The following is a 20,936-nucleotide window of genomic DNA, read 5'->3' as shown; positions in this document are numbered from 1 at the left end:
CCCGACATCCGACGACGAGGGCGGGTGCATGTGACCTGACTGCCTGAGCCTCTATCCGAGCATTCTCTGCGAAACGCGACCCAGCACACCCACACCAACCGATGAACAGAGGAGTTCATGACATGTCAGAGATAGAGTCCACGCGGTTGCGCGCCCCACGCGGCGGCACCGGATCGCGCATCGCAGCCGGCGTCGGTCTCGCGGCGCTCGCACTGTCGACACTCGTCGCCGTACCTGCACACGCGGCAGACCCGATCACGGTCTACGTCGCGCCGAACGGCGACGATGCCGCGGACGGCGCTTCGCCGACGGCACCGGTTCGAACCCTTCCGCGGGCTCAGGAGCTGGTACGTGAGGCGACCCCGGATGCGGAGTCCATCACCGTCGCCCTCGCGGCGGGGGACTACTACCTCGATGAGACTCTGCTGTTCACCAACGCCGACTCGGGAGCCGACGGCGCACCCGTCCGGTGGGTGGGTTCGGAGGAGGGCACCAGAATCAAGGGTGGCCGAGTGCTCACCGGTTCGTGGACGCCTACTGCGAACGACCCGAGCGTCTTGGTGACCGACGTGCCCGTCGGCATCGACTTCGATGAGCTCTTCATCGACGACGTCCGCCAGGTGATGGCCCGGTATCCCGACTACGACGAGAACGCGCCGCGTCTCGAAGGGACGACGACCCTCGCGACCCTGAACGCGCGCTCGGCCCAGTGGGCGGATCCCACCACCGGATACGTCCGTGCCATGCACTGCCGAGACTGGGGGAGCGTCTCGTTCACCATCGAGGGTCGGGAAGACGGCGAGCTGCTCCTCGACTTCGTCGGCGACAACAACCGCCCGCAGAATTGCAACGAGGAACGTCCTCTCAGCGCGAATGCGGTCATGGTGGAGAACGTGCGCGAAGAGCTCGACGCGCCCTTCGAATGGTTCCTCGACCGGGATGCGGGCAAGCTCTACCTCAAGCCGGGTCCCGGTGTCGACCTCGACAACGCGACGGTCGAGGTGGGCGAACTCGATGAGCTCGTCATCCTCGAAGGAACATCGGCGGCGGACCCGCTCCACGACATCACGTTCGAGGGCATCGAGTTCGGTCGGACGCACCGCACCCTGTTCAACAGCACCTTCGAGGGCCTCTCGCGGGGTGACTGGTCGGTCGTGCGCAAGGGCGCAATGACGATCCGAAACACGCGCGATGTCTCCATCGTCGACTCCGCCTTCACCGACCTCGGCGGGAACGCGGTCTTCCTCGACGGCTACAACGAGGGCACCGAGATCGTGACGAGCGTCTTCGAGAACAACGGCGCGACCGACGTGCACGTGGTCGGCTCGCCGTCGTCAGTGCGCGACTACGCGGGCAACTACTTCACAACGCCGGACATCACCGACCTGGGTGCCGGGCCGAAGACCGAGGACTACCCGCGCGACGTGCTCATCGAGGGAAACATCATGAGCAATCACGGCCGTTACGAGAAGCAGACCTCTTCGGTCAACATCTCGATTGCGCTCGATGTCACTGTTCGCGGCAACACGATGTCGAACAGCCCCCGCGCGTGCCTCAACTTCTCCGACACGACGTGGGGTGGTCACCTGATCCAGGACAACGACATCTTCGACTGCGTCAACGAGACGGGTGACAATGGGTCGATCAACGCCTGGGGTCGTAGTCGGTTCTGGGAGACGGGTGCGCGCAGGGACGCGTTCGCGAGCCTCGCGGACGGGGTGACCTTCATGGGCAACACCGGCGGCGAGCTGACTCCGGAGCAGGCGCGCGAGATGGCGAAGCTCGACACGATCCGACCCATTCTCATCGATCACAACCGGTTCTGGCACGACGGCGATTGGGCGATCGACCTCGATGACGGGTCGTCGCAGTTCATCATGACGAACAACGTCCTGCTCAAGGGCGGCATCAAGCTGCGGGACGGCTTCGATCGCACGGTGACCAACAACCTCATCCTGGACGGATCGACATTCGAGCAGGTGAGCTACATGCCGAACGGCGATGTGATCCGACACAACATCACGTTGGGGGACAATCCGTACTTCAACACCAACAACGAGCCGGCGCTCGCCGCGTACGACATCGACGAGAACCTGTTCTGGAATGCCGGCGATCCGATCGGCATGAGAACCAAGCCCGGTGTGAACGAGCAGCTCTCGGCCGACGGGAGCACGCTGAACACGGCGACCCAGTGGTACGCCGCAGGGATGGATCGCAACTCCCGTGTGGCCGCTCCCGGCTTCACGAGCTCGGACCCGGCCGGCGAGTACGACTTCACGGTCGGCGCCGACTCGCCCGCTGTCGCACTCGGCTATGCCAACATCCCCATGTCGGGCTTCGGTGCACCCGGTGCCCCGCTGCCCCCGCCGGCGGTCCTGCTGCCGGACTCGGGCGGTGAGGTCCCCATCGAGGTCGAACGGCGGAGGTTCGTCGAGCAGCTGTGGGGTGGGCAGATCGACAACATCACGACACCCGCCGAGCAGTCGGCGTACGCGATCAACGACTCGAAGGGTGTCAGGTTCGTGTCGGTGCCGAGCGACAGCACCGCCGCGGCGGCGGGTCTCGAGCCCGACGACCTGATGCGCGCCATCAATGGAGAGCAGCTCTCCGCGGATCGCAACTCGTTCTGGCAGGTCTACAACGCACTGCCAGCGGGCGCCGCGATCACGCTGGACGTGCGGCGAGGCTCCACCAATGTGGCCATCTCGTTGACGAAGCCGACCGCTCCCGAGCTGCTGAACAACACCTCCGGCGTGATCTATCGCACCGCAGCCCCAGCCACGGCTGAGAGCTGGCTCTGGCGAGACGTCACGCGCGGCGGCAACGGAGCGCACCTCCAGGACATCGACGCCACAAAGAATCAGGGCGACACCTGGGAGCTGACCTTCCACGGAACCGGAATCGACGTGATCTCGCAGATCAACCGGGACCTCGGCGACGTGGACATCGCGATCGATGGAGAGCCCTACACGACGCAGTCGTTCCACAATCCCACGCGCATGCATCAGCAGACCGTGCTGTCGATCAGTGGCCTGGCTGCGGGCGTGCACACCATCACCGGGACGAAGAAGACCGGCAGCTACATGATCGTCGACGCCTTCCTCACCCACCCCGCGGAAGACACGGAGCCGGAGCCGGATGCGGAGCGTCCGGTGGCGACTCTGGTCGCTCCTTCCGAGTCGGGTCCGTTCCCGCAGCTCGATCTCAGGGTCGACGCGACGGACGATCGCGGGCTGAAGCGGATCGTGGCGAACGTCTATCAGGGCGCGACGTTGGTGAAGTCGACGCAGTCGGCCGTGGCCGACGGTGCGACCGCGGCGACGCACACTGCAACGGTGCGTCTTCCCGATGGCGAGTACTACGTGAAGTACAACGCGGAGGATCTTGCCGGGAACATCGCCAGGACTGGATCGTTCGCATTCACGATCGATGCCACTGCTCCGACGGTGACGGTCAAGAGCGGCGCGCAGTTCACGGTCGGCGAGGACCCGTATGACCTCGTCAGCTTCAAGCTGTTCGACGCGGGCAAGATCGACCGAGTCGAGATCAACGGAGTGGTGAAGGACCTGACGGACAACAAGTGGTCCGATGTGAACTTCGTTGCTCCGGGGAAGTTCGGTGCGGTGCAGGGTGCCAACGTCATGAAAGTGGTCGACGTGGCCGGCAACGTCTCGACGGTGGAGTTCACCCTCGGGTGATCGAGCGCGCCTGACGTGGGCGATGGGGCTGCCCTCCGATCTGCGATCGGAGGGCAGCCCGGCGCCGCGCTCTCGTCGGCCGTCATCCGGCAACGCGAAACGAGCCGTCGAGCGCCCCGACTGATGGGATGTCTAGGCATCCCGCACTGATTCACCCGCCGGACGTTCTCAAGAACGCGGCGATCCGCTCTGTTCAAGATTCAGCAAACGTGGGATGATTGTTCGGCTCACCTCGTCGATATGACCGAATGACGAGTTCGATCCGGCGCGGCCTCCGGCTTCGCCGGGTTGCGCGTCCAGACGAGCCCTTGGAACACCCCGATCAAAGGAGACGGACTAGTGGCAAAGCCCCGCCGACACGGCACGGAGGTGCCTGATGAATTCGATTCACCACGTCAGGCGAGGAGATGGGTCTCCGGATCGCTCGTCGCCGTGCTCTGCGTCGGCGGGATGGCGGCGGTGACCGCGCCGGCAGGCGCCGAGGAACCCGGCGGGTTCGGTCAGCAGCCCGACCTCAAAGCCTGGTACTCGACTCCGGCCGGGCCCGCGAACGATCCGGCACAGGCCTGGGAGAAGGAGAGCATTCCCCTGGGCAACGGTCATATGGGCGCAGGAATACTCGGCGGCGTCGAGGTCGACGAGATCATCATCAACGACCACACGTACTGGACGGGCGGGCCGGGGCAGAACCCGGACTACGACGGCGGGTTCAGCTCCAAGACCGCGGCCGAGAACGAGGCGATACTGGCGCAAGCGCAGCAGATGCTGCAGGAGGCATGGGACGGGACGACTCCCGCGAGTGTCGACGCGGACGGGAACATCACGCCGGCGACCACGCCCGACCCGGCCACGCTGTCGCAGGTGACGAGCCTGATCAACCAGCTCAAAGGGACCAAGGCCAACTTCGGCAGCTACCGGCAGCTGAGCACCGTCGTCATCGGATCCGACGAGGTCATCCGTGTGACCGGTGCCTCCGCGAACTACGAGAACCCGAACAATCCCGCCGAGCGGGCGAGTGCGCTGTTCGACCGTGACACGTCGACGAAGATGTACGCGGACGAGTTCGGCGCACCCACCGCGCAACGCCCGTACGAGGTGGAGTGGTCGTACTCGCGCGAGTTCGCCGCTTCGTCGTATCGCGTGGCGACGGGGAACGACCAGCAGTCGCGCGACTTCGCGTCGTGGGAGCTGTTCGCGAAGCAGGGCGACGGCGCCTGGACTCTTGTCGACACGGTCGCGGGTGCGGCCCTCGGCTCGGCGCGTCGGGCCTACCACTCCTTCGATCTCGACGTGCCCGGCACCTATGACGCCTATCGGATCGTCGTCACCGCGACGCACGGCGGCGGAAACCCGCAGATGTCAGAGGTCGAGGTCACAGCGTCCGGCGACGAGGGCCCGCGCATCCTGGGCGTTTCGGCGAACAAGGAGCACCCGACCAACGCCGCGGAGCGGTCAGGCGCGATGTTCGATGGTGACACCGGCACCAAGATGTTCGCCTACCAGTCCGGTGCGATCACCACGTCCAATCCCTACGAGGTCGAGTGGTCGTACACCGAGCCGGTCGAGGTCACGACCTACCGGCTGGCGACGGGCAACGATCAGCCAGGACGCGACTTCAAGTCCTGGAAGCTCTATGCGAAGTCCGGCGCCGGCAGCTGGATGCTGGTGGACACGGTCGACGACGCCGCCTTCGGATCCGCACGCAAGGCGTACAAGGACTTCGAGACAGACCAGCCCGGAACCTACGACGCGTTCAAGATGGTGGTGACCGGCCTGTCGTCTGCGAGCCAGAGTCCGCAGATGTCCGAGATCGAGATTCCGATCCCGACCGAGCCCGCCGAGGAGATCACCGACTACCGTCGCGAGCTCGATCTCGATGCGGCGAAGGCATCGGTGTCGTACACGCAGGGCGGAGTCGGCTACGAGCGCGAGTACTTCGTCTCCAACCCCGACAACGTGATGGCCATCCGGCTCACCTCCGACCAGCCTGGCGGCATATCGAAGGTGTTCTCGATCGTTCCGACTGACCCGCGGGAGATCGTCGCCGAGGGCGACACCGTCACGGCGACCGGCTGGGTCGGCGGCCACGATCAGGCAGCGGATGACGTCAACAGGTTCAACGACGCGCTGCACTACGCGCAGCAGCTCAAAGTGATTCCGGTGGGGGACGCGGTCGAGATGTACGCCTCGGGCGGCTCCATCGTGGTGAACAACGCCGACGCGGTGGTGCTGCTCACCACGACCGATACGAACTATCAGCAGGACATCACGGCCGACGAACTCTACGATGGCGAGGATCCGCTGAACAACTTCTTCGACGGTCGGGATCCGCTCACCGACGTCGAGCAACGGATCGACGCAGCCGCGGCGCGCAGTTTCGACGAGCTGTACGAGAGGCACCACGCGGACTACTCCGAGCTGTTCGATCGTGTGCAGTTGAACCTGGGCAACGTCCCGGCCGCCACGCACAAAACGACGACCGACCTGCTCGCCGGTTACCGCAGCGGGACGAACACCGAGGACGAGAACCGGTACCTCGAGACGCTGTACTACCAGTTCGGCCGCTACCTGCTGATCTCATCGTCACGAGAAGGCACTCTGCCGGCGAACCTGCAGGGCATCTGGGCGTACGGACCGACAGCACCGTGGAACGGCGACTATCACGCGAACATCAACCTGCAGATGAACTACTGGCTCGCCGAGCAGACGAACCTCTCAGAGCTCACGGAACCGCTCCTGAGCTACATCGACAGCCTGGTCCCGCGCGGTACGGTCGGCGCCCAGCGCATGTTCGGCGAAGCCACCCGCGGCTGGACCACGTGGCACGAGAACAACATCTGGGGCAACACCGCCCCGGCGGTGTCGGGCGCGTTCTACAGCCCGGAGGACGGTGCGTGGCTGGTCCAGCATGTGTGGGAGCACTACCGGTACACACTCGACACCGACTTCCTCGCCGAGCACTACGGCATGATGCGGGATGCAGCCCTCTTCTGGGTCGACAACCTCGTCCTCGACACGAGCAGCAACAAGCTCGTCGTCAGCCCGTCGTACTCGCCCGAGCATGGTCCGTACTCCCTGGGAGCGACTCAGCCGCAGGCGGTCGTCAGCGGCCTGTTCGAGGACGTCATCGAGGCTCATGCGGCGCTGGGTGACCGACTCGACGCCGCGGACGCTGACCACGGTCTCACGGGGCGCGCGTCCGAAGACGCATACATTCAGGAGATCGCAACGGCCAATGCCGGGATGCTGGGTCTGCAGATCGCACCTGAGGGTAAGTACACGCACACCAACGGCAACACCTACCCCGGTGGACAGCTTCAAGAGTGGCAGCATGCGATCGCGATCGACTTCACCGGCGACAACAGTCATCGCCACACGAATCACCTGTACTCGCTCCATCCGGGCGACCAGGTCGTGGCGGGCCGCAGCGCTGAGGAAGACGCGCTGATCGAGGCGATGAAAGTGACGCTGAACACCCGCGGCGATGCCTCCACGGGGTGGTCGATGGCCTGGAAGCTCAACTTCTGGTCACGCGTGCGGGACGGCGATCGCGCTCACACGCTCTACAGCAACCTTCTCAAGCGGGGAACGTACAACAACCTGTGGGATGCCCATCCGCCGTTCCAGATCGACGGCAACTTCGGCGGCACCGCCGGCGCCACCGAGATGATCCTGCAGACGCAGGGCGACGCCATAGAGCTGCTGCCCGCCCTGCCGGGCGTGTGGAGCGACGGCTCGGTGACGGGGCTTCGTGCGCGCGGTGATGTCGGCGTCGACATCGCATGGGTCGACGGCCAGGTGACGGAGGCGGTGCTGACACCGGGCGCGTCGCAGACGCTGACCCTGCGCGCCACCGATCTCGCTCACAGGGTCGTCACCGACTCGGCCGGGAACGAGGTGCCGTTCTCGGTGGTCGCGGACTACGATGGCGACCTCGACGGACACACGATCCAGTTCGATGCACAAGCGGGTGAGACCTACCGGATCGCTGCCGGGGTCGGCTTCTCCACGGCACTGTGGTTGGTCGACGTCGCCGAGCAAGCCGGCGACCTCGGTGCCAACGCTGCGAAGCAGGTGCGCAAGCACATCACGCAGGCGCAGCACCTGTCGGGCGGGTCGGCGTCGAACAACGCGATCATCGCGCAACTCGACAATGCGATCCGAAAGGCGGACGCGAGCGCCGGGCTGGTCGAGGCTCTGGAGGCGCTGGTGGACAGGTTCCGCTGATCCGACCCGCAGCAGGTGTGCCCGGCGCGCGATGCGCCGGGCACACCTGCGTCCGGCGATCCCACCTCTGACCGTCCGCCCCCTGCCGCCGGGAGCGCACGGGTCCCATGTTTCAAGCGAGAATGCCGCGTTCTGCCGAACTCAGCATCTTCAAGCTGCGTAGACATCCCACCAATAGCTTGACAGTGGGCATCCCATCTCATACCGTTTCTACCAAGGTCCCGCAATTGGTACTACGTCACTCGAAGAGGAGTATGGATGGACGTCGACACCGGCGCGAACGCTCCTGCCGTCGCACCTGCGACGCCGCTGCTGAGCATACGCGGTGCCGAGAAGGGGTTTCCGGGCGTCCAAGCGCTGAGCGACGTCGACCTCGATCTCGGCTACGGCGAGGTCCTCGCCCTTGTGGGAGAGAACGGCGCCGGCAAGTCGACGCTGATGAAACTGCTCTCGGGCATCTACGCGCCTGACGCCGGCGAGTTCGTCCTCGAGGGCAAGCCGTTCCGTCCAGAGTCGCCCAAGCACGCCCAGGAACTCGGCATCAGCATCATCCACCAGGAACTCAACCTGATGCCCGACCTCACCGTCGCGCAGAACATCTTCATCGGACGAGAGCCCCGGCGATTCGGTGTGCTCTCGGACCGCAAGCTGCGGCGCAACACTCAGGAGCTGCTCGACCGGCTCGAGTTGCGGCTTCGCCCCGACGCGATCGTCGGCGACCTCTCCGTTGCGCGGCAGCAGATGGTCGAGATCGCGAAGGCCCTCAGCTACAACGCACGCGTGCTCATCATGGACGAGCCGACCGCGGCGCTGAACGAGGCCGAGGTCGAGACGCTGTTCACCCTGATCCGCCGGTTCGTGACCCCGCAGACCGGCGTCATCTACATCTCCCACCGGATGCAGGAGCTCGCCCAGATCGCCGACGCGGTCACCGTGCTGCGCGACGGCGCGAACGCGGGAGACCGTGTCATGGCGGAGACGAACGATCGCGAGATCATCTCGCTCATGGTCGGCCGCACGATCTCGGTGGAGCAGCGGCCGCAGCCCGCGGACCCGGGCAAGGCGCTCCTGTCGGTGAAGAACCTCAGCACGACGCACCTGCTGCGGGACGTGTCCTTCGAGGCGCGCGCGGGCGAGATCCTCGGGTTCGCCGGTCTCATGGGCGCCGGGCGCACGGAGCTGGCGCGTGCGATCATCGGCGCCGACCCGATCAGCGGCGGGACCGTCGAGATCCACGGAACCGTCGAGAAGGTGACCTCTCCCGCACTCGCCGCGCGGCGCGGGATCGGCTACCTCTCCGAGGACCGCAAGAAGCTGGGCGTGCTCGTCGACCGCGACGTACGAGAGAACATCGCCCTGCCGTCGCTGCCATCGTTCCTCAAGGGCCCGATCGTCGACGTCAAGCGCATGGATCAGGTCGCCCGCGACTACATCATCGCCCTGCGCATCAAGACCCCCTCCACCACGCAGGAGGTGCGGAACCTCTCCGGAGGAAACCAGCAGAAGGTCGGCATCGCCAAGTGGCTGGAACGCGACTGCGACATCCTCATCTTCGATGAGCCCACCCGAGGGATCGACGTCGGTGCCAAAGAGGAGATCTACGGTCTGCTCAACCGGCTGGCCGGTCAGGGCAAGGCGATCATCGTGATCTCGTCCGACCTGCCCGAGGTGCTGCGGGTCTCGCACCGGATCGCCGTCATGTGCGAAGGACGTCTCACCGCGGTCATCCCGAACGACGAAGCAACACAGGAGAACCTCATGGAGTACGCCACCCACACCACGACTGAGGTGATCTCGTGACCGACACCCAGTCCACTCCCACGCAGCTGCCCACCGGCACGCTCGTCGCACAGTCCGGCGGCGGTCTGCGCGACCGGCTGCGCGGATCGCTGCAGCAGATGCTCGCCTTCGCGAGCCTCATCGTGATCGTCGTGGTGTTCTCGTTCCTGAGTCCGCACTTCTTCACGGTCAACAACATCATCAGCATCCTGGTGGCCGCGACCGTCGTCGGCATCCTCGCGCTGGGCACCACGTTCGTCATCATCACCGGCGGCATCGACCTGTCGATCGGCACGGGGATGATCCTGTGCGGCGTGATGACGGGCGTCTTCCTCACCTACTGGGGCTGGCCGCTGTGGGCCGGCGTCCTCGGTGCGATCGCGTTCGGCGCCGTCATCGGGCTTGTGAACGGCGTCAACGTGTCGATCCTCGGCATCCCGCCCTTCATCGCCACGCTGGGCATGATGCTGATCGCCTCGGGCCTGTCGCTGGTGATCTCGGGCACGAGCCCCATCTACTTCAACGACACCCCCGGGTTCGGCGACATCATGAACCTGCCGATCATTCCGGGCACCCGGTTCCCGCTCGGGGTGGCGATCTTCCTCGCCGTGATCGTGATCGCCGCGTTCGTGCTCTCGAAGACGATCATCGGCCGCTACGCGTTCTCGATCGGCAGCAACGAGGCCGCGACCGCCCTGTCGGGCGTCAACGTCAAGAAGTGGAAGATCCTCATCTACACGATGTCGGGTCTGTTCGTCGGACTCGCCGGCGTCCTGTCGGCATCCCGGCTGAGTTCCGCGCAACCCACCGGCGGCCTCGGCGTCGAGCTCGAAGCGATCGCCGCGGTCATCATCGGCGGCACCTCGCTCGCCGGCGGCAAGGGCTCGATCGTCGGAACCGTGATCGGTGCGCTCATCATGGCCGTGCTCACGAACGGACTGCGCATCATCTCGGTACCGCAGGAGTGGCAGTCGATCGCCGTCGGCATCGTGATCCTGGTGGCCGTCTACCTCGACATGCTCCGCCGACGCGCAGCGACCTGACGTTACATCCAATCGCACCAACAATCACACGAAGGAGTGAAATCATGTGGAACAAGCGAGCCCTCACCGCAGCGGTGGGAATCGCGGCCGCAGCCCTCGTCTTCACCGGATGCGCCGGTGACTCGACGGCAGGTGGCAGCACGACCGAGCCCGACAGCGGGGAACGGCCGTACGTCGCCCTCATCTCGAAGGGCTTCCAGCACCAGTTCTGGCAGGCGGTCAAGGCCGGCGCCGAGCAGGCGGCCGAGGAGTTCGACGTGGAGGTGACCTTCGAGGGCCCCGACACCGAAGCCGACGTCGACCAGCAGGTGCAGATGCTGCAGACGGCGCTCGACAAGAGCCCGGATGCGATCGGCATCGCCGCCCTCGACAGCCAGGCCGTCGGCCCGCTGCTCGACCAGGCTCAGTCGCAGGACATCCCCGTCATCGCGTTCGACTCCGGTGTCGACAGCGACATCCCGGTCACCACCGCGGCGACCGACAACCTCGCGGCGGCCGCGGAAGCAGCGGCGCAGATGGCCGAGGCGATCGGCGGCGAAGGCAAGGTCGCGATGGTCGTCCACGATCAGACCTCGCTCACCGGCCAGCAGCGCCGTGACGGCTTCGTCGACTACATGGAGGAGAACGAGCCCGGCATCGAGATCGTCGACATCCAGTACGGTGGCGGCGACCCCGCTCAGTCCGCCGACCTCGCCAAGGCCATGATCTCGGCGAACCCCGACCTCGCGGGCATCTACGGCTCGAACGAGGGCTCGGCGATCGGCGTCGTGCAGGCTGTGGACGAGCTCGGCCTCGAGGACGGCTCGCTGACCATCGTCGGATTCGACTCCGGCGCGGCGCAGATCGACGCGATCACGACGGGCACGATGCTCGGCGCGATCACGCAGAACCCGGTCGGCATCGGCTACGAGACCGTGAAGGCCGCCGTCGAGGCGATCAACGGAGAGACGCTGCCCGAGACCATCGACACCGGCTTCTACTGGTACACGTCGGAGAACATCGACGACCCGGAGATCCAGGCCGTCCTGTACGAGTGATCCACCCGCTCTTGTCAGCATGCTGACGCGCAGGCGCGGGTTCCCACGGACCCGCGCCTGCGCCTGCACTACCCTGGTGCTGCGCCGCCCGAGCACCCGAGACTGCTGATCCGGTCTGACTCACGCGAGCGTAGGGAGCACACACATGTCGCAGACAGACAATGCGATCGCCGCAGTGAAGCGGATGATCGAGAACGGCGAGGTGAAGCCGGGTGACCGGCTGCCTCCCGAACGCGAGCTCGGCGAGGCGCTGGGGGTGTCGCGGAACTCGCTCCGCGAGGCGGTCAAGTCTCTCGAGGCGATCCGCGTTCTCGACGTGCGGCGCGGCGACGGCACGTACGTCACGAGCCTCGACCCGAGTCTGCTCCTCGAGGGAATCTCCTTCATCGTCGACATCCACGACGACGCCACCCTGATCGAGATGTTCGGAGTCCGTCGCATCCTCGAAGCCGCCTCGGCGCGCGCCGCGGCGTCCTCGCCCACGCCCGACCTGCTCGGCAGGCTGACCGAGATCGCCGACGAGTCGGCACTGACGCAGTCCATCGACGACCTCGTCCGGCTCGACACCGACTTCCACCGTGAGCTGGCCACCGCGGCGGGCAACCGCTATCTCTCCGGCATCCTCGAGACGCTGTCGAGCAGCACCGTGCGCGCCCGCGTCTGGCGCGGGCTGTCACAGGTGGGGGCCGTGGACCGCACCGTCTCGGAACACGCCGCCATCATCGAGGCGATCCGGGCCGGCGACGCCGAGCTGGCGGCGGCGCTGATGACCGCGCACGTGGCCGGGGTCGAGAACTGGCTCAAGAGCGCGGCGAGTCTCGTCGGCGACGATGGTGCCGACGCACCGCTCGACGGGGGCGACACCCGGCATCTGCCCGAGGAGTCATCGTGACCGTTCGACGCATCGCGTCGGTCATCGGGCTCCCGGCCGAGTACGTCGAGGAGTACGACCGGTATCATGCCGACGCCTGGCCGGGTGTGCTCGATGCCCTCCGACGTCATGGGGTACGCAATTACTCGATCTTCCGGCATGGCGATCTGCTGTTCTCGTACATGGAGTACGTCGGAGACGACTACGACGCGGACATGGCCGGCATCGCCGCCGACCCGATCACGCAGCGATGGTGGAGTGTGATGGAGCCGATGCAGCGTCCGCTGTCCGATCGTGCCGAGGGCGAATGGTGGAAAACCCTGCCCGAGGTGTTCCATCTCGACTGAGCGGGGAAAGACCGTGCTGATCGATGCGCATGCCCACGTGTGGGACACGGCCGTGCTGGACTACCCGTGGATCGGGCCAGAGGTGCCGGTGCCACCGGTGTTCCTGCCCGCCCAGCTGCGCGAAGGCGACCGCGAGCCCACCGGCTTCGTCTTCGTCCAGGCCGACTGCGTTCCCGAGCAGGGTCTCGCCGAAGCACGCTGGGTCGCCGGTCTGGACGCGCCCGACCTCGTCGGCATCGTCGCCTTCGCGCCGCTCGAGCGGGCGGATGCCGCCGCTGCGCTGGCTGAACTTTCCTCACTGGACTCGGTCATCGGTGTCCGGCGCCTGCTGCAGGACGAGGAAGACGCGTTCGTCCGCGGTCCCGCGCTCGACGCCGGGCTCGCGGCACTCGCCCGACACGGATGGTCGTTCGATGCGTGCGTCCGCTGGACCCAGCTCGACGCCGTCGCAGAGCTCTCAGAGCGGCACGACGAGGTGCCGATCGTGCTCGATCACCTCGGGAAGCCGCCGCTGGACGACCCGGACACTGACGCGTTCGCCCACTGGCGGGCGGGCCTGGCGCGACTCGCCGCTCTGCCGCACGTCGCCGTGAAGCTGTCGGGACTGCCCGCCGAGACGACCCGCGAGCCCGAGGCCGATCTCGTCGGACCATGGCTGCGCGCCGCGGTCGACCTGTTCGGGCCGACACGCTGTCTGATCGGCAGCGACTACCCGGTCTCGGCGCGCGGCTCGGCGGGTCGCGTCGTATGGTTCGACACCGTCCGCGCCGCACTCGCGCCGTCCGACGCGGAGTGGGCGCACATCAGCTCGCTCAGCGCGCGGCGCATCTACCGGCTGCGCTGACCCGACGAACCCGCTCGCGCTCTCACTGGCGGGCGATCGCGATGCGCATCCGCTCGTCGGGGTCGATGAAGTGATCGTGATCGTCGTCGCCGAGGTCGATCTGCACCCAGTGGATCTTGCCGCGGAACCGACTGGTCTGCACGGTGTAGGCATCCGTCACCGGCGTGCCCGACTCGTACCCGACATCGGTCGTCTCATCCGCCGAGAAGATCATCGCCTGCGTGGCACCGACCCGCCCGCTGCCGACCGACTCGCCGTCGTAGTACAGCGTGACGTCTCCGCCCTTGCCGAGACCACCGCCGTCGTACGCGAACTCCATGCGCACCTGGTGCACCCCGGATGGAATCGCGGTCTCGGCGCTCGTCGTGAACGACTGGATCCCCAGCACGTTGTAGGCGAACGCCGCCCGGCCCTCGGACGCGTACAGGCTCCATCCGCCGAAGCGGCCGCCCTGCGCGATGATGACGCCGCTCGCACCGCTCTCGGGGACGTCGACCTCGGCGGTCACCGAGAACGACTTGTTCTTGATGTTGACCACGCTGTTCTCGGACAGGCGCCCCATGCCCGGGAAGAGCAGTTGGCTGTTCCCGCGGATCAGCTGCGGTCTTCCGGCGAGATCGGGATTGACCCGGTCGCCGGTGCGGTCGTCGACCGGCAGCACGTTGTACTTCACCGCTTCGATCAGCCACAGCCGCTGCAGTTCGCGGAGCTTGTCGGGATGCTCCGCCGACAGGTCGTTCGCCTGACTCCAGTCGACCGAGCCGTCGTAGAGCTCCCACACGTCGTCGTCCAGCGCCACGGTCCCCGCACCGACCAGCTGCCACGGCGTGCGGTGCTTGGTGACCGCGCTCCAGCCCTTGTGGTAGATCCCCCGGTTGCCGAACATCTCGAAGTACTGCAGGTCGTGGCGTTCGGGGGCATCCGCGTCATTGAAGCTGTACAGCATGCTCGTGCCCTCCATGGGCGACTGCATGACCCCGTTGACCATGGTCGGCTCGGGCAGTCCCGCCGCCTCGAGGATCGTCGGGGCCACGTCGATGCAGTGCGTGAACTGCGTACGGGTGCCGCCCTTGTCGTCGATGCCCGCGGGCCAGTGCACGATGGTGCCGTTGCGGGTGCCTCCCCAGTGGGAGGCCACCTGCTTCGTCCACTGCAGCGGCGAGTTCATCGCCCACGCCCAGCCGACCGCGTAGTGGTTGTACGACGTCGGAGAGCCGAACTCGTCCATCTTCGAGCGCATGAAGTCGACGGTCTCGAGAGCGGCCATGCCGTTGAAGTTGGCCATTTCGTTGAAGGCGCCGTTGAACGTGCCCTCGGCCGACGCGCCGTTGTCGCCGACGATGTAGTACACGAGCGTGTTGTCGAGCACTTCCAGGTCGTCGATCGCATCGATGATCCGACCGACGTGATGGTCGGTGTGCTCGAGGAAGCCCGCGTAGACCTCCATCTGGCGCTCCAGGACGGGCTTGAGATCATCGGGCATGTCGTCCCACGCCGGCATCTCGTCGCTGCGCGGAGTGAGCTCGGCGTCCGCGGGCACGATCCCCATCTCTTTCTGACGTGCGAACGTGCGCTCGCGCTGCACATCCCAGCCGTCGCGGAAGCGTCCCTTGTACTTGTCCGCCCATTCCTGGGGCACGTGGTGCGGCGCGTGGGTCGCGCCGGGGGCGAAGTACGCGAAGAAGGGCCGGTCGGGCATGAGCGACTTCTGGGTGCGGATCCACGTGATCGCGCGGTCGGCGAGATCCTCGGTGAGGTGGTACCCCTCCTCGGGCGTCGCGGGCGGCTCGACGGGCGTCGTGCCGTCATAGAGGGCCGGGTCCCATTGGTTGTTCTCACCCCCGATGAAGCCGTAGAACGTCTCGAACCCGCCGCCGGCGGACGGCCACGAGTCGAACGGCCCCATCGGCGAGGACTGCCAGACGGGGACCTCGTGGCACTTGCCGAACTGCGCCGTCGAGTAGCCGTTGAGCTTGAGCGTCATCGCGAGCGGCGCCTTCGTGTTCGGCCGCAGCGAGCTGTTCCCCGGCGCCGACGTCGCCGTCTCGGTGATGCTGCCCATGCCGACGGAATGGTGGTTGCGTCCGCTCAGCAGGGCGGCCCGTGTCGGGGCGCACAGCGCAGTCGTGTGGAAGCGCGTGTACCGCAGGCCGCCCGCGGCGAGCTTCTCGGCGTTGGGGGTGGCGCACGGTCCGCCGAACGCGCTCGATGCGCCGAAACCGACGTCGTCGAGCAGCACGATCAGCACGTTCGGCGCCGACTCCGGCGGCAGCAGGGGCTTGATCGGCGGGTAGGACGTGTCGGGATCCCTCGCATCGAACGTCGTGAGCCCGTGACCTGGCCGGTCCGGGATCGGCAGCATCGTTCGGGCGTGGCGGTCGGCGCTCATGGCATCTCCTCGGTCGCGGGTCTCCAGGGAAACCGTAGGGTGGTGCCGACGGCGGATCATCACACGATCTGCATGATGCTGTGCCCTCGAGGGGAACGCGATCCTGGAGAGGTCGCACGGCGGGCGACACCGAGAATCGAGGACGACATGTCGACGTACGATCCGATCGGGCCGATCCACGGCGGGCGGGCATTCCGCACCCACATCGATCCGTTCACCTTCCCGGAAGCGTCGATGCCGGCGGATGACGCGTACGAGCTCATCCACACCGGGCTCATGCTCGACGGGCGCGAGACCCTCAACCTCGCCTCCTTCGTGACCACGTGGATGGAGCCACAGGCGGAGAAGCTCATCCACGATTCGCTGCGCAAGAACCACATCGACCATGAGGAGTATCCGGCCGCGTCGCTCATGGAGGAGGCGTGCGTGCACATGCTCGGCGACCTCTTCCACGCCCCCGACCCCGCGGAGGTCGTCGGCGTCGCCACGATCGGCTCGTCCGAGGCGATCATGCTGGGCCTTCTGGCGCACAAGCGCAGCTGGCGCGACCGGCGGCGCTCGTCCGGGCTGCCCACCGATCGCCCGAACGTGGTGTTCGGCGCCGAGACGCATGTGGTGTGGGACAAGTTCGCCAACTACTTCGACGTCGAGATGCGCAAGATCCCGATGAAGCCCGACCGGTTCGTCATCGACGCCGACGATGTCGAGGCGCATGTCGATGAGAACACGATCGCCGTGGGCGTGGTGCTCGGAACGACCCACATCGGCGAGTCCGACCCGATCCCCGAGATCAACGAGCGGCTGCTGAAGATCAAGGCCGAGAAGGGGTGGGACATCCCGATCCACGTCGACGGCGCGAGCGGCGGCTTCATCGCCCCGTTCGCACATCCCGACTTCGCCTTCGACTTCCGTCTCGAGCAGGTCGCGTCGATCAACGTCTCCGGTCACAAGTACGGCCTGGTGTACCCCGGAGTCGGATGGCTGGTGATGCGGGACCGCTCCACGCTGCCCGAGGACCTCGTCTTCAGCGTCAACTACCTCGGCGGCGCCCAACCCACGTACACCTTCAACTTCTCCCGCGGCTCGGCGATGATCCAGGCGCAGCTGTACAACTTCCTGCGCCTCGGGCGGTCGGGCTACGCATCGATCGTCGAGACGATGATGCTGAATGCGCGGCACCTCAACGAGAAGCTCGAAGACAGCGGCTGGTTCGAGATCCTCAACCCGGGACTGTCGGAGCCCGTGGTGACGTTCCGGCTGAAGGGGGACCCGGGATTCACGGTTTACCACCTGTCGGCACGTCTTCGCGAGCACGGGTGGATCGTGCCGGCCTACAGCCTGCCCCCCGATGCGGAGGACGTGCACCTGCTTCGCGTGGTCGTGCGGCTCGATCTCAGCCGCCAGCTGGTCGATGTGCTGCTGCGTGACATGCTGGACGCGTGCACGCATCTCGCAAAGGAACAGCCCGGCGACCGCGTCGGCCCGAGCCCCGATCTGTGGACGGCACCCGCCCTGCTGGCCGCGCACCAGAAGGCGCGCACCGGCCAGCGCCGTGACTGAGACCCTGCACCCCCCGCTGACGGGACTGCGCGTCCCCCCGGGGTGGCGGGTGAGGAATGTCCAGGGCCGCTCGCTGTTCGCGACGCGCGCGACGGTGACGCGACCCGACGGCAGCGAGATCGACTGGAGCGCGCGACGACACCGCAAGGGGCTCGCGCCGGCACCGCTCGCGCAGCGCCCGCTTCGACGCTTCCGCGACCGTGCCCGTGGCGCCAGCCGGTCGAGTTGGTGGATGGGCGGTCTGTTCGCGACCGGGGCGTTCTGCTTCGCGCTCGGCTCGCTCCCGCTGTTCTTCGATCACATCCGCGCGGATGTCGTCGCCTGGGTGTTCTTCGTCGGATCGGTCCTGTTCACCTCGGCGGCCTACCTGCAGTTCCGAGAGTGCGTCGCCGCGCCCGACACCATCGATCCGGCCGCGCCGCGCCGCCACGGGGTGCACGGGCTGATCGGGCTGCGTGCACGCAGCATCGGCTGGTACGCGACGGCGATCCAGCTGGTGGGCACGGTGTTCTTCAATGTCAGCACCTTCGCCGCGACCCGCGCCGACCTCGACCTCGACCAGCAGGTGCATCTCATCTGGGTGCCCGACGTATGGGGATCGGCGTGCTTCCTCATCGCGAGCGCACTCGCGTACGCCGAGGTGTCGCCGCACATCTGGCGCCGGCCGCGGGGAGACGTCGGATGGAACATCGCCGCACTCAACCTGCTCGGCTCGGTCGCGTTCGGTCTCGCAGCGGTCGGCGCGCGGTACCTGCCGACCACGGGTGAGCCGGCGAACATCGCGCTCGTGAACCTCGGCACGTTCGCTGGCGCGCTGTGCTTCCTGATCGGAGCCGCGCTGCTCCCGATCGAATCGGCGGGTGCCCGCGACGCATCCCGTCGCTAGACTGCCCACCGTGTCGACCACGACGAGCGGGGAAGTCGCGACGGGCGTGGACCTGGCGGCGGTGCTCCTCGAGAGCAAGCTCGCGGTTCCGTCCCTCCCGCCCGGAAGCGTGAGCCGACGGGCGGTCATCGGCAGGGCCGCGCGGTCCGATGCCCGCGTGATCGCCGTTTCGGCCCCCGCCGGCTTCGGCAAGACGACACTCCTGGCCGAGTGGGCACAGCTCGAGGAGCGTGAGATCGCGTGGGTGTCGCTGGATGCCGGCGACGACGACCCCACGGCGCTGCTCACACTGCTCGCATCCGCCTGCGCGGCGTTCTCGCCGCTCGCCGAGAGCGCGATCGCCCAGATGCGCGGCGTCGGGGTGGCGCCGCTCGCGCGTGCGGCGCCGCTGCTGTCGGCGGTCCTTGCGGCGAGCCCCGAGCCGTTCGTGCTGTTCGTCGACGACCTGCACTTCGCCGATTCGCCCGGATGCCAAGACGTCCTGGAAGTGGCGGTCGCCGGTGTGCCGGCGGGATCCCAGGTCATCCTCGCGAGTCGGCGCGAGACGCCGCTGATCGCGCGGATGCGCACCGCCGGCGTCGCCGCCGAGGTGGCGGCATCCGACCTGAGCCTCGCATCCGACGACGCTCGCGCGCTGTTCGCCCGCGTGGGCGCGTCGATCGCCGACGACGAACTCGACAGCATCGTCGCGAAGTCGGAAGGCTGGCCGGCGGGACTGTTCCTGTGCGCGCAGATCGTCCGCGCCGACGGCGATACAGCCGGGATCTCGGGCGACCATCGCTACCTCGCCGACTACCTGTACCGGGAGTGCATCGCGCGCCTGCCGCCGGACGTGCAGCGGTTCCTGCGTCGCACCGCGGTGCTGACGAAATTCAGTGCGGATGCCTGCGTCGACGTCGCCGACGAGGACCGCGCGCGGGAGATGATCCACGAGATCGACACCGCGAACCTGTTCCTGATCCCGCTCGACCGCGAGCGGGGGTGGTACCGCTATCACGCGCTGTTCCGCGAGTACCTCCTCGCCGAGCTCGAACGCGAAGAGGGCGCCGCGGCCGTACAAGCGCTGCACCGCCGAGCGGCCGCGTGGCTGGGCGATCAGGGGTTGGCGGAGGCCGCGGTCGAACACCTGCTGCTCGCCGGTGACCTCGACAGAGCCGCAGTCGTCACCGCCGACGTCGCGCTGTCGCTGTACGACCGCGGCCGGATGCTCACCATCCGTCGCTGGCTCGGCGCGATCGGCCCCGATGAGATCCGGCGGCACCCGCCTGCGGCGGTCATCGCGGGGTGGGCCGGAGCGTTGTCAGGCGACATCGCCGAGGGCGAGCGCTGGGCGCATGTGCTCGAGGGCATCGAGACCGACCACGCGTGCGCCGGCGAGGAGGGCGCCGACGTGGCGGCCGCGCGCGCCATGCTGCGGGCGGCGATGTGCAGGTACGGCGCCAAGCGCGCCCTCGACGACGCGTTGTGCGGTGTCTCGCGCCAACCGCTGTGGAGTCCCTGGCGTGCGGTCGCGCAGCACCTCGTCGGGTCGGCGCAGCTGCTCGTCGGTGACGAGGATGCCGCGCGCGACGCCTTCCTCGACGCCGTCGACCTGTCGGAGGCGACGGGCATCGTCGACCCCGCGATCCTCAGCGAGCCCGAGCTCGCCCTGCTCGCGATGCGGGCGAATCGTGTCGCCGACGCGCGCGCACACGCCGAGCGCGGCGTCGCTCTGGTGGAGTCGAGCACCATGATCGGCTACCCCGTGACGGGTCTCGCGCTCGCGGTGGGTGCACGCATGGCGCTGCGCGACGAGCGACCCGACCGCGCGCGGCAGCGCCTCGCGCGGGCCATGCGTGCACGCGTCGACAGTACGTACCTGCTTCCGTTCCTGTCTGTGCGCACGCGCCTTCAGCTCGCGAAGGCGCACGCCTCGATGGGCGACCATGCGGCCGCCCGGCACCTCATCCACGAGATCGACGATGTGTTCGCCAAACGGCCCGATCTGGGCACGCTCGTCGAACAGGTGGAGGCGTTCCGTCGCTCGCTCGACGGCGACGCGTTCGCGGGTGGCGCGACCCCACTGACACCGGCCGAGCTGCGCCTGCTGCCGTATCTGCAGACCTACCTGACCATCGGCGAGATCGGTGAACGCCTCTTCGTCTCGCGCAACACGGTGAGCTCCGAGGTGAGCTCGATCTACCGCAAGCTCGGCGTGACCTCCCGCGGCGGCGCCGTCGACCGTGCGACCGAATTGGGGATGCTGGGCGACTGAC

At 67.3% G+C, this 20,936-nt stretch carries 12 protein-coding genes; 11 read left to right on the top strand and 1 reads right to left on the bottom strand.

What is annotated here, in order from left to right; genetic code table 11:
• Positions 1-122: 122 nt before the first annotated feature.
• The 8 genes from ABD663_RS08815 to ABD663_RS08780 all read left to right on the top strand — a co-directional run bounded on the left by ABD663_RS08815 (position 123) and on the right by ABD663_RS08780 (position 13,846).
• The gene (locus tag ABD663_RS08815; protein WP_344737612.1) at positions 123-3,698 is read left to right on the top strand and encodes a PDZ domain-containing protein; all 3,576 of its coding nucleotides are present in this window, start codon (positions 123-125) and stop codon (positions 3,696-3,698) included.
• Positions 3,699-4,157: 459 nt separating this feature from the next.
• Positions 4,158-7,925, top strand: coding sequence for a glycosyl hydrolase family 95 catalytic domain-containing protein (locus tag ABD663_RS08810; protein WP_344737611.1), 3,768 nt, complete (start codon positions 4,158-4,160; stop codon positions 7,923-7,925).
• 258 nt (positions 7,926-8,183) lie between these two features.
• Complete coding sequence (locus ABD663_RS08805) at positions 8,184-9,725, top strand: sugar ABC transporter ATP-binding protein (protein WP_344737610.1); 1,542 nt, start codon at positions 8,184-8,186, stop codon at positions 9,723-9,725.
• Entirely contained in the window at positions 9,722-10,747 is a 1,026-nt protein-coding gene (locus ABD663_RS08800; RefSeq protein WP_344737609.1) for an ABC transporter permease, read from the top strand. The genes ABD663_RS08805 and ABD663_RS08800 overlap by 4 nt, the downstream gene beginning before the upstream one ends.
• A gap of 44 nt (positions 10,748-10,791) precedes the next feature.
• A complete protein-coding gene (locus ABD663_RS08795) occupies positions 10,792-11,784 on the top strand; it encodes an ABC transporter substrate-binding protein (RefSeq protein WP_344737608.1) in 993 nt (330 codons plus the stop codon).
• Between the two features lie 145 nt (positions 11,785-11,929).
• Complete coding sequence (locus ABD663_RS08790; RefSeq protein WP_344737607.1) at positions 11,930-12,676, top strand: FadR/GntR family transcriptional regulator; 747 nt, start codon at positions 11,930-11,932, stop codon at positions 12,674-12,676.
• Positions 12,673-13,002 (top strand): L-rhamnose mutarotase, encoded by a 330-nt coding sequence (locus tag ABD663_RS08785; RefSeq protein ID WP_344737606.1) that lies wholly within the window; start codon positions 12,673-12,675, stop codon positions 13,000-13,002. Before ABD663_RS08790 ends, ABD663_RS08785 begins: the two co-directional genes overlap by 4 nt.
• Positions 13,003-13,015: 13 nt before the next feature.
• Positions 13,016-13,846, top strand: coding sequence for an amidohydrolase family protein (locus ABD663_RS08780; RefSeq protein WP_344737605.1), 831 nt, complete (start codon positions 13,016-13,018; stop codon positions 13,844-13,846).
• Between the two features lie 22 nt (positions 13,847-13,868).
• Here the strand turns inward: ABD663_RS08780 and ABD663_RS08775 are convergent, their stop codons facing one another.
• The gene (locus tag ABD663_RS08775; RefSeq protein ID WP_344737604.1) at positions 13,869-16,235 is read right to left on the bottom strand and encodes an arylsulfatase; all 2,367 of its coding nucleotides are present in this window, start codon (positions 16,233-16,235) and stop codon (positions 13,869-13,871) included.
• Between the two features lie 147 nt (positions 16,236-16,382).
• Here ABD663_RS08775 and gad point away from each other — a divergent pair, with 147 nt between their 5' ends.
• From gad to ABD663_RS08760, 3 genes are read left to right on the top strand one after another with little or no spacing between them, the layout of a single operon-like run.
• Positions 16,383-17,795, top strand: coding sequence for a glutamate decarboxylase (gene gad, locus ABD663_RS08770; protein ID WP_344737603.1), 1,413 nt, complete (start codon positions 16,383-16,385; stop codon positions 17,793-17,795).
• A gap of 49 nt (positions 17,796-17,844) precedes the next feature.
• Positions 17,845-18,681 carry a hypothetical protein gene (locus ABD663_RS08765; protein WP_344737602.1) on the top strand — a complete coding sequence of 279 codons (837 nt, stop codon included), beginning with the start codon at positions 17,845-17,847 and terminating at the stop codon, positions 18,679-18,681.
• A gap of 10 nt (positions 18,682-18,691) precedes the next feature.
• Positions 18,692-20,935, top strand: a complete 2,244-nt coding sequence (locus ABD663_RS08760; protein WP_344737601.1) for a winged helix-turn-helix domain-containing protein — start codon at positions 18,692-18,694, stop codon at positions 20,933-20,935.
• Position 20,936: the final 1 nt, after the last annotated feature.

The organism is Microbacterium awajiense (assembly GCF_039536545.1).
GTDB lineage: Bacteria > Actinomycetota > Actinomycetes > Actinomycetales > Microbacteriaceae > Microbacterium > Microbacterium awajiense.
The sequence above is the reverse complement of the archived record's forward strand: the minus strand, read 5'-3'. Positions and strand labels throughout refer to the sequence as shown.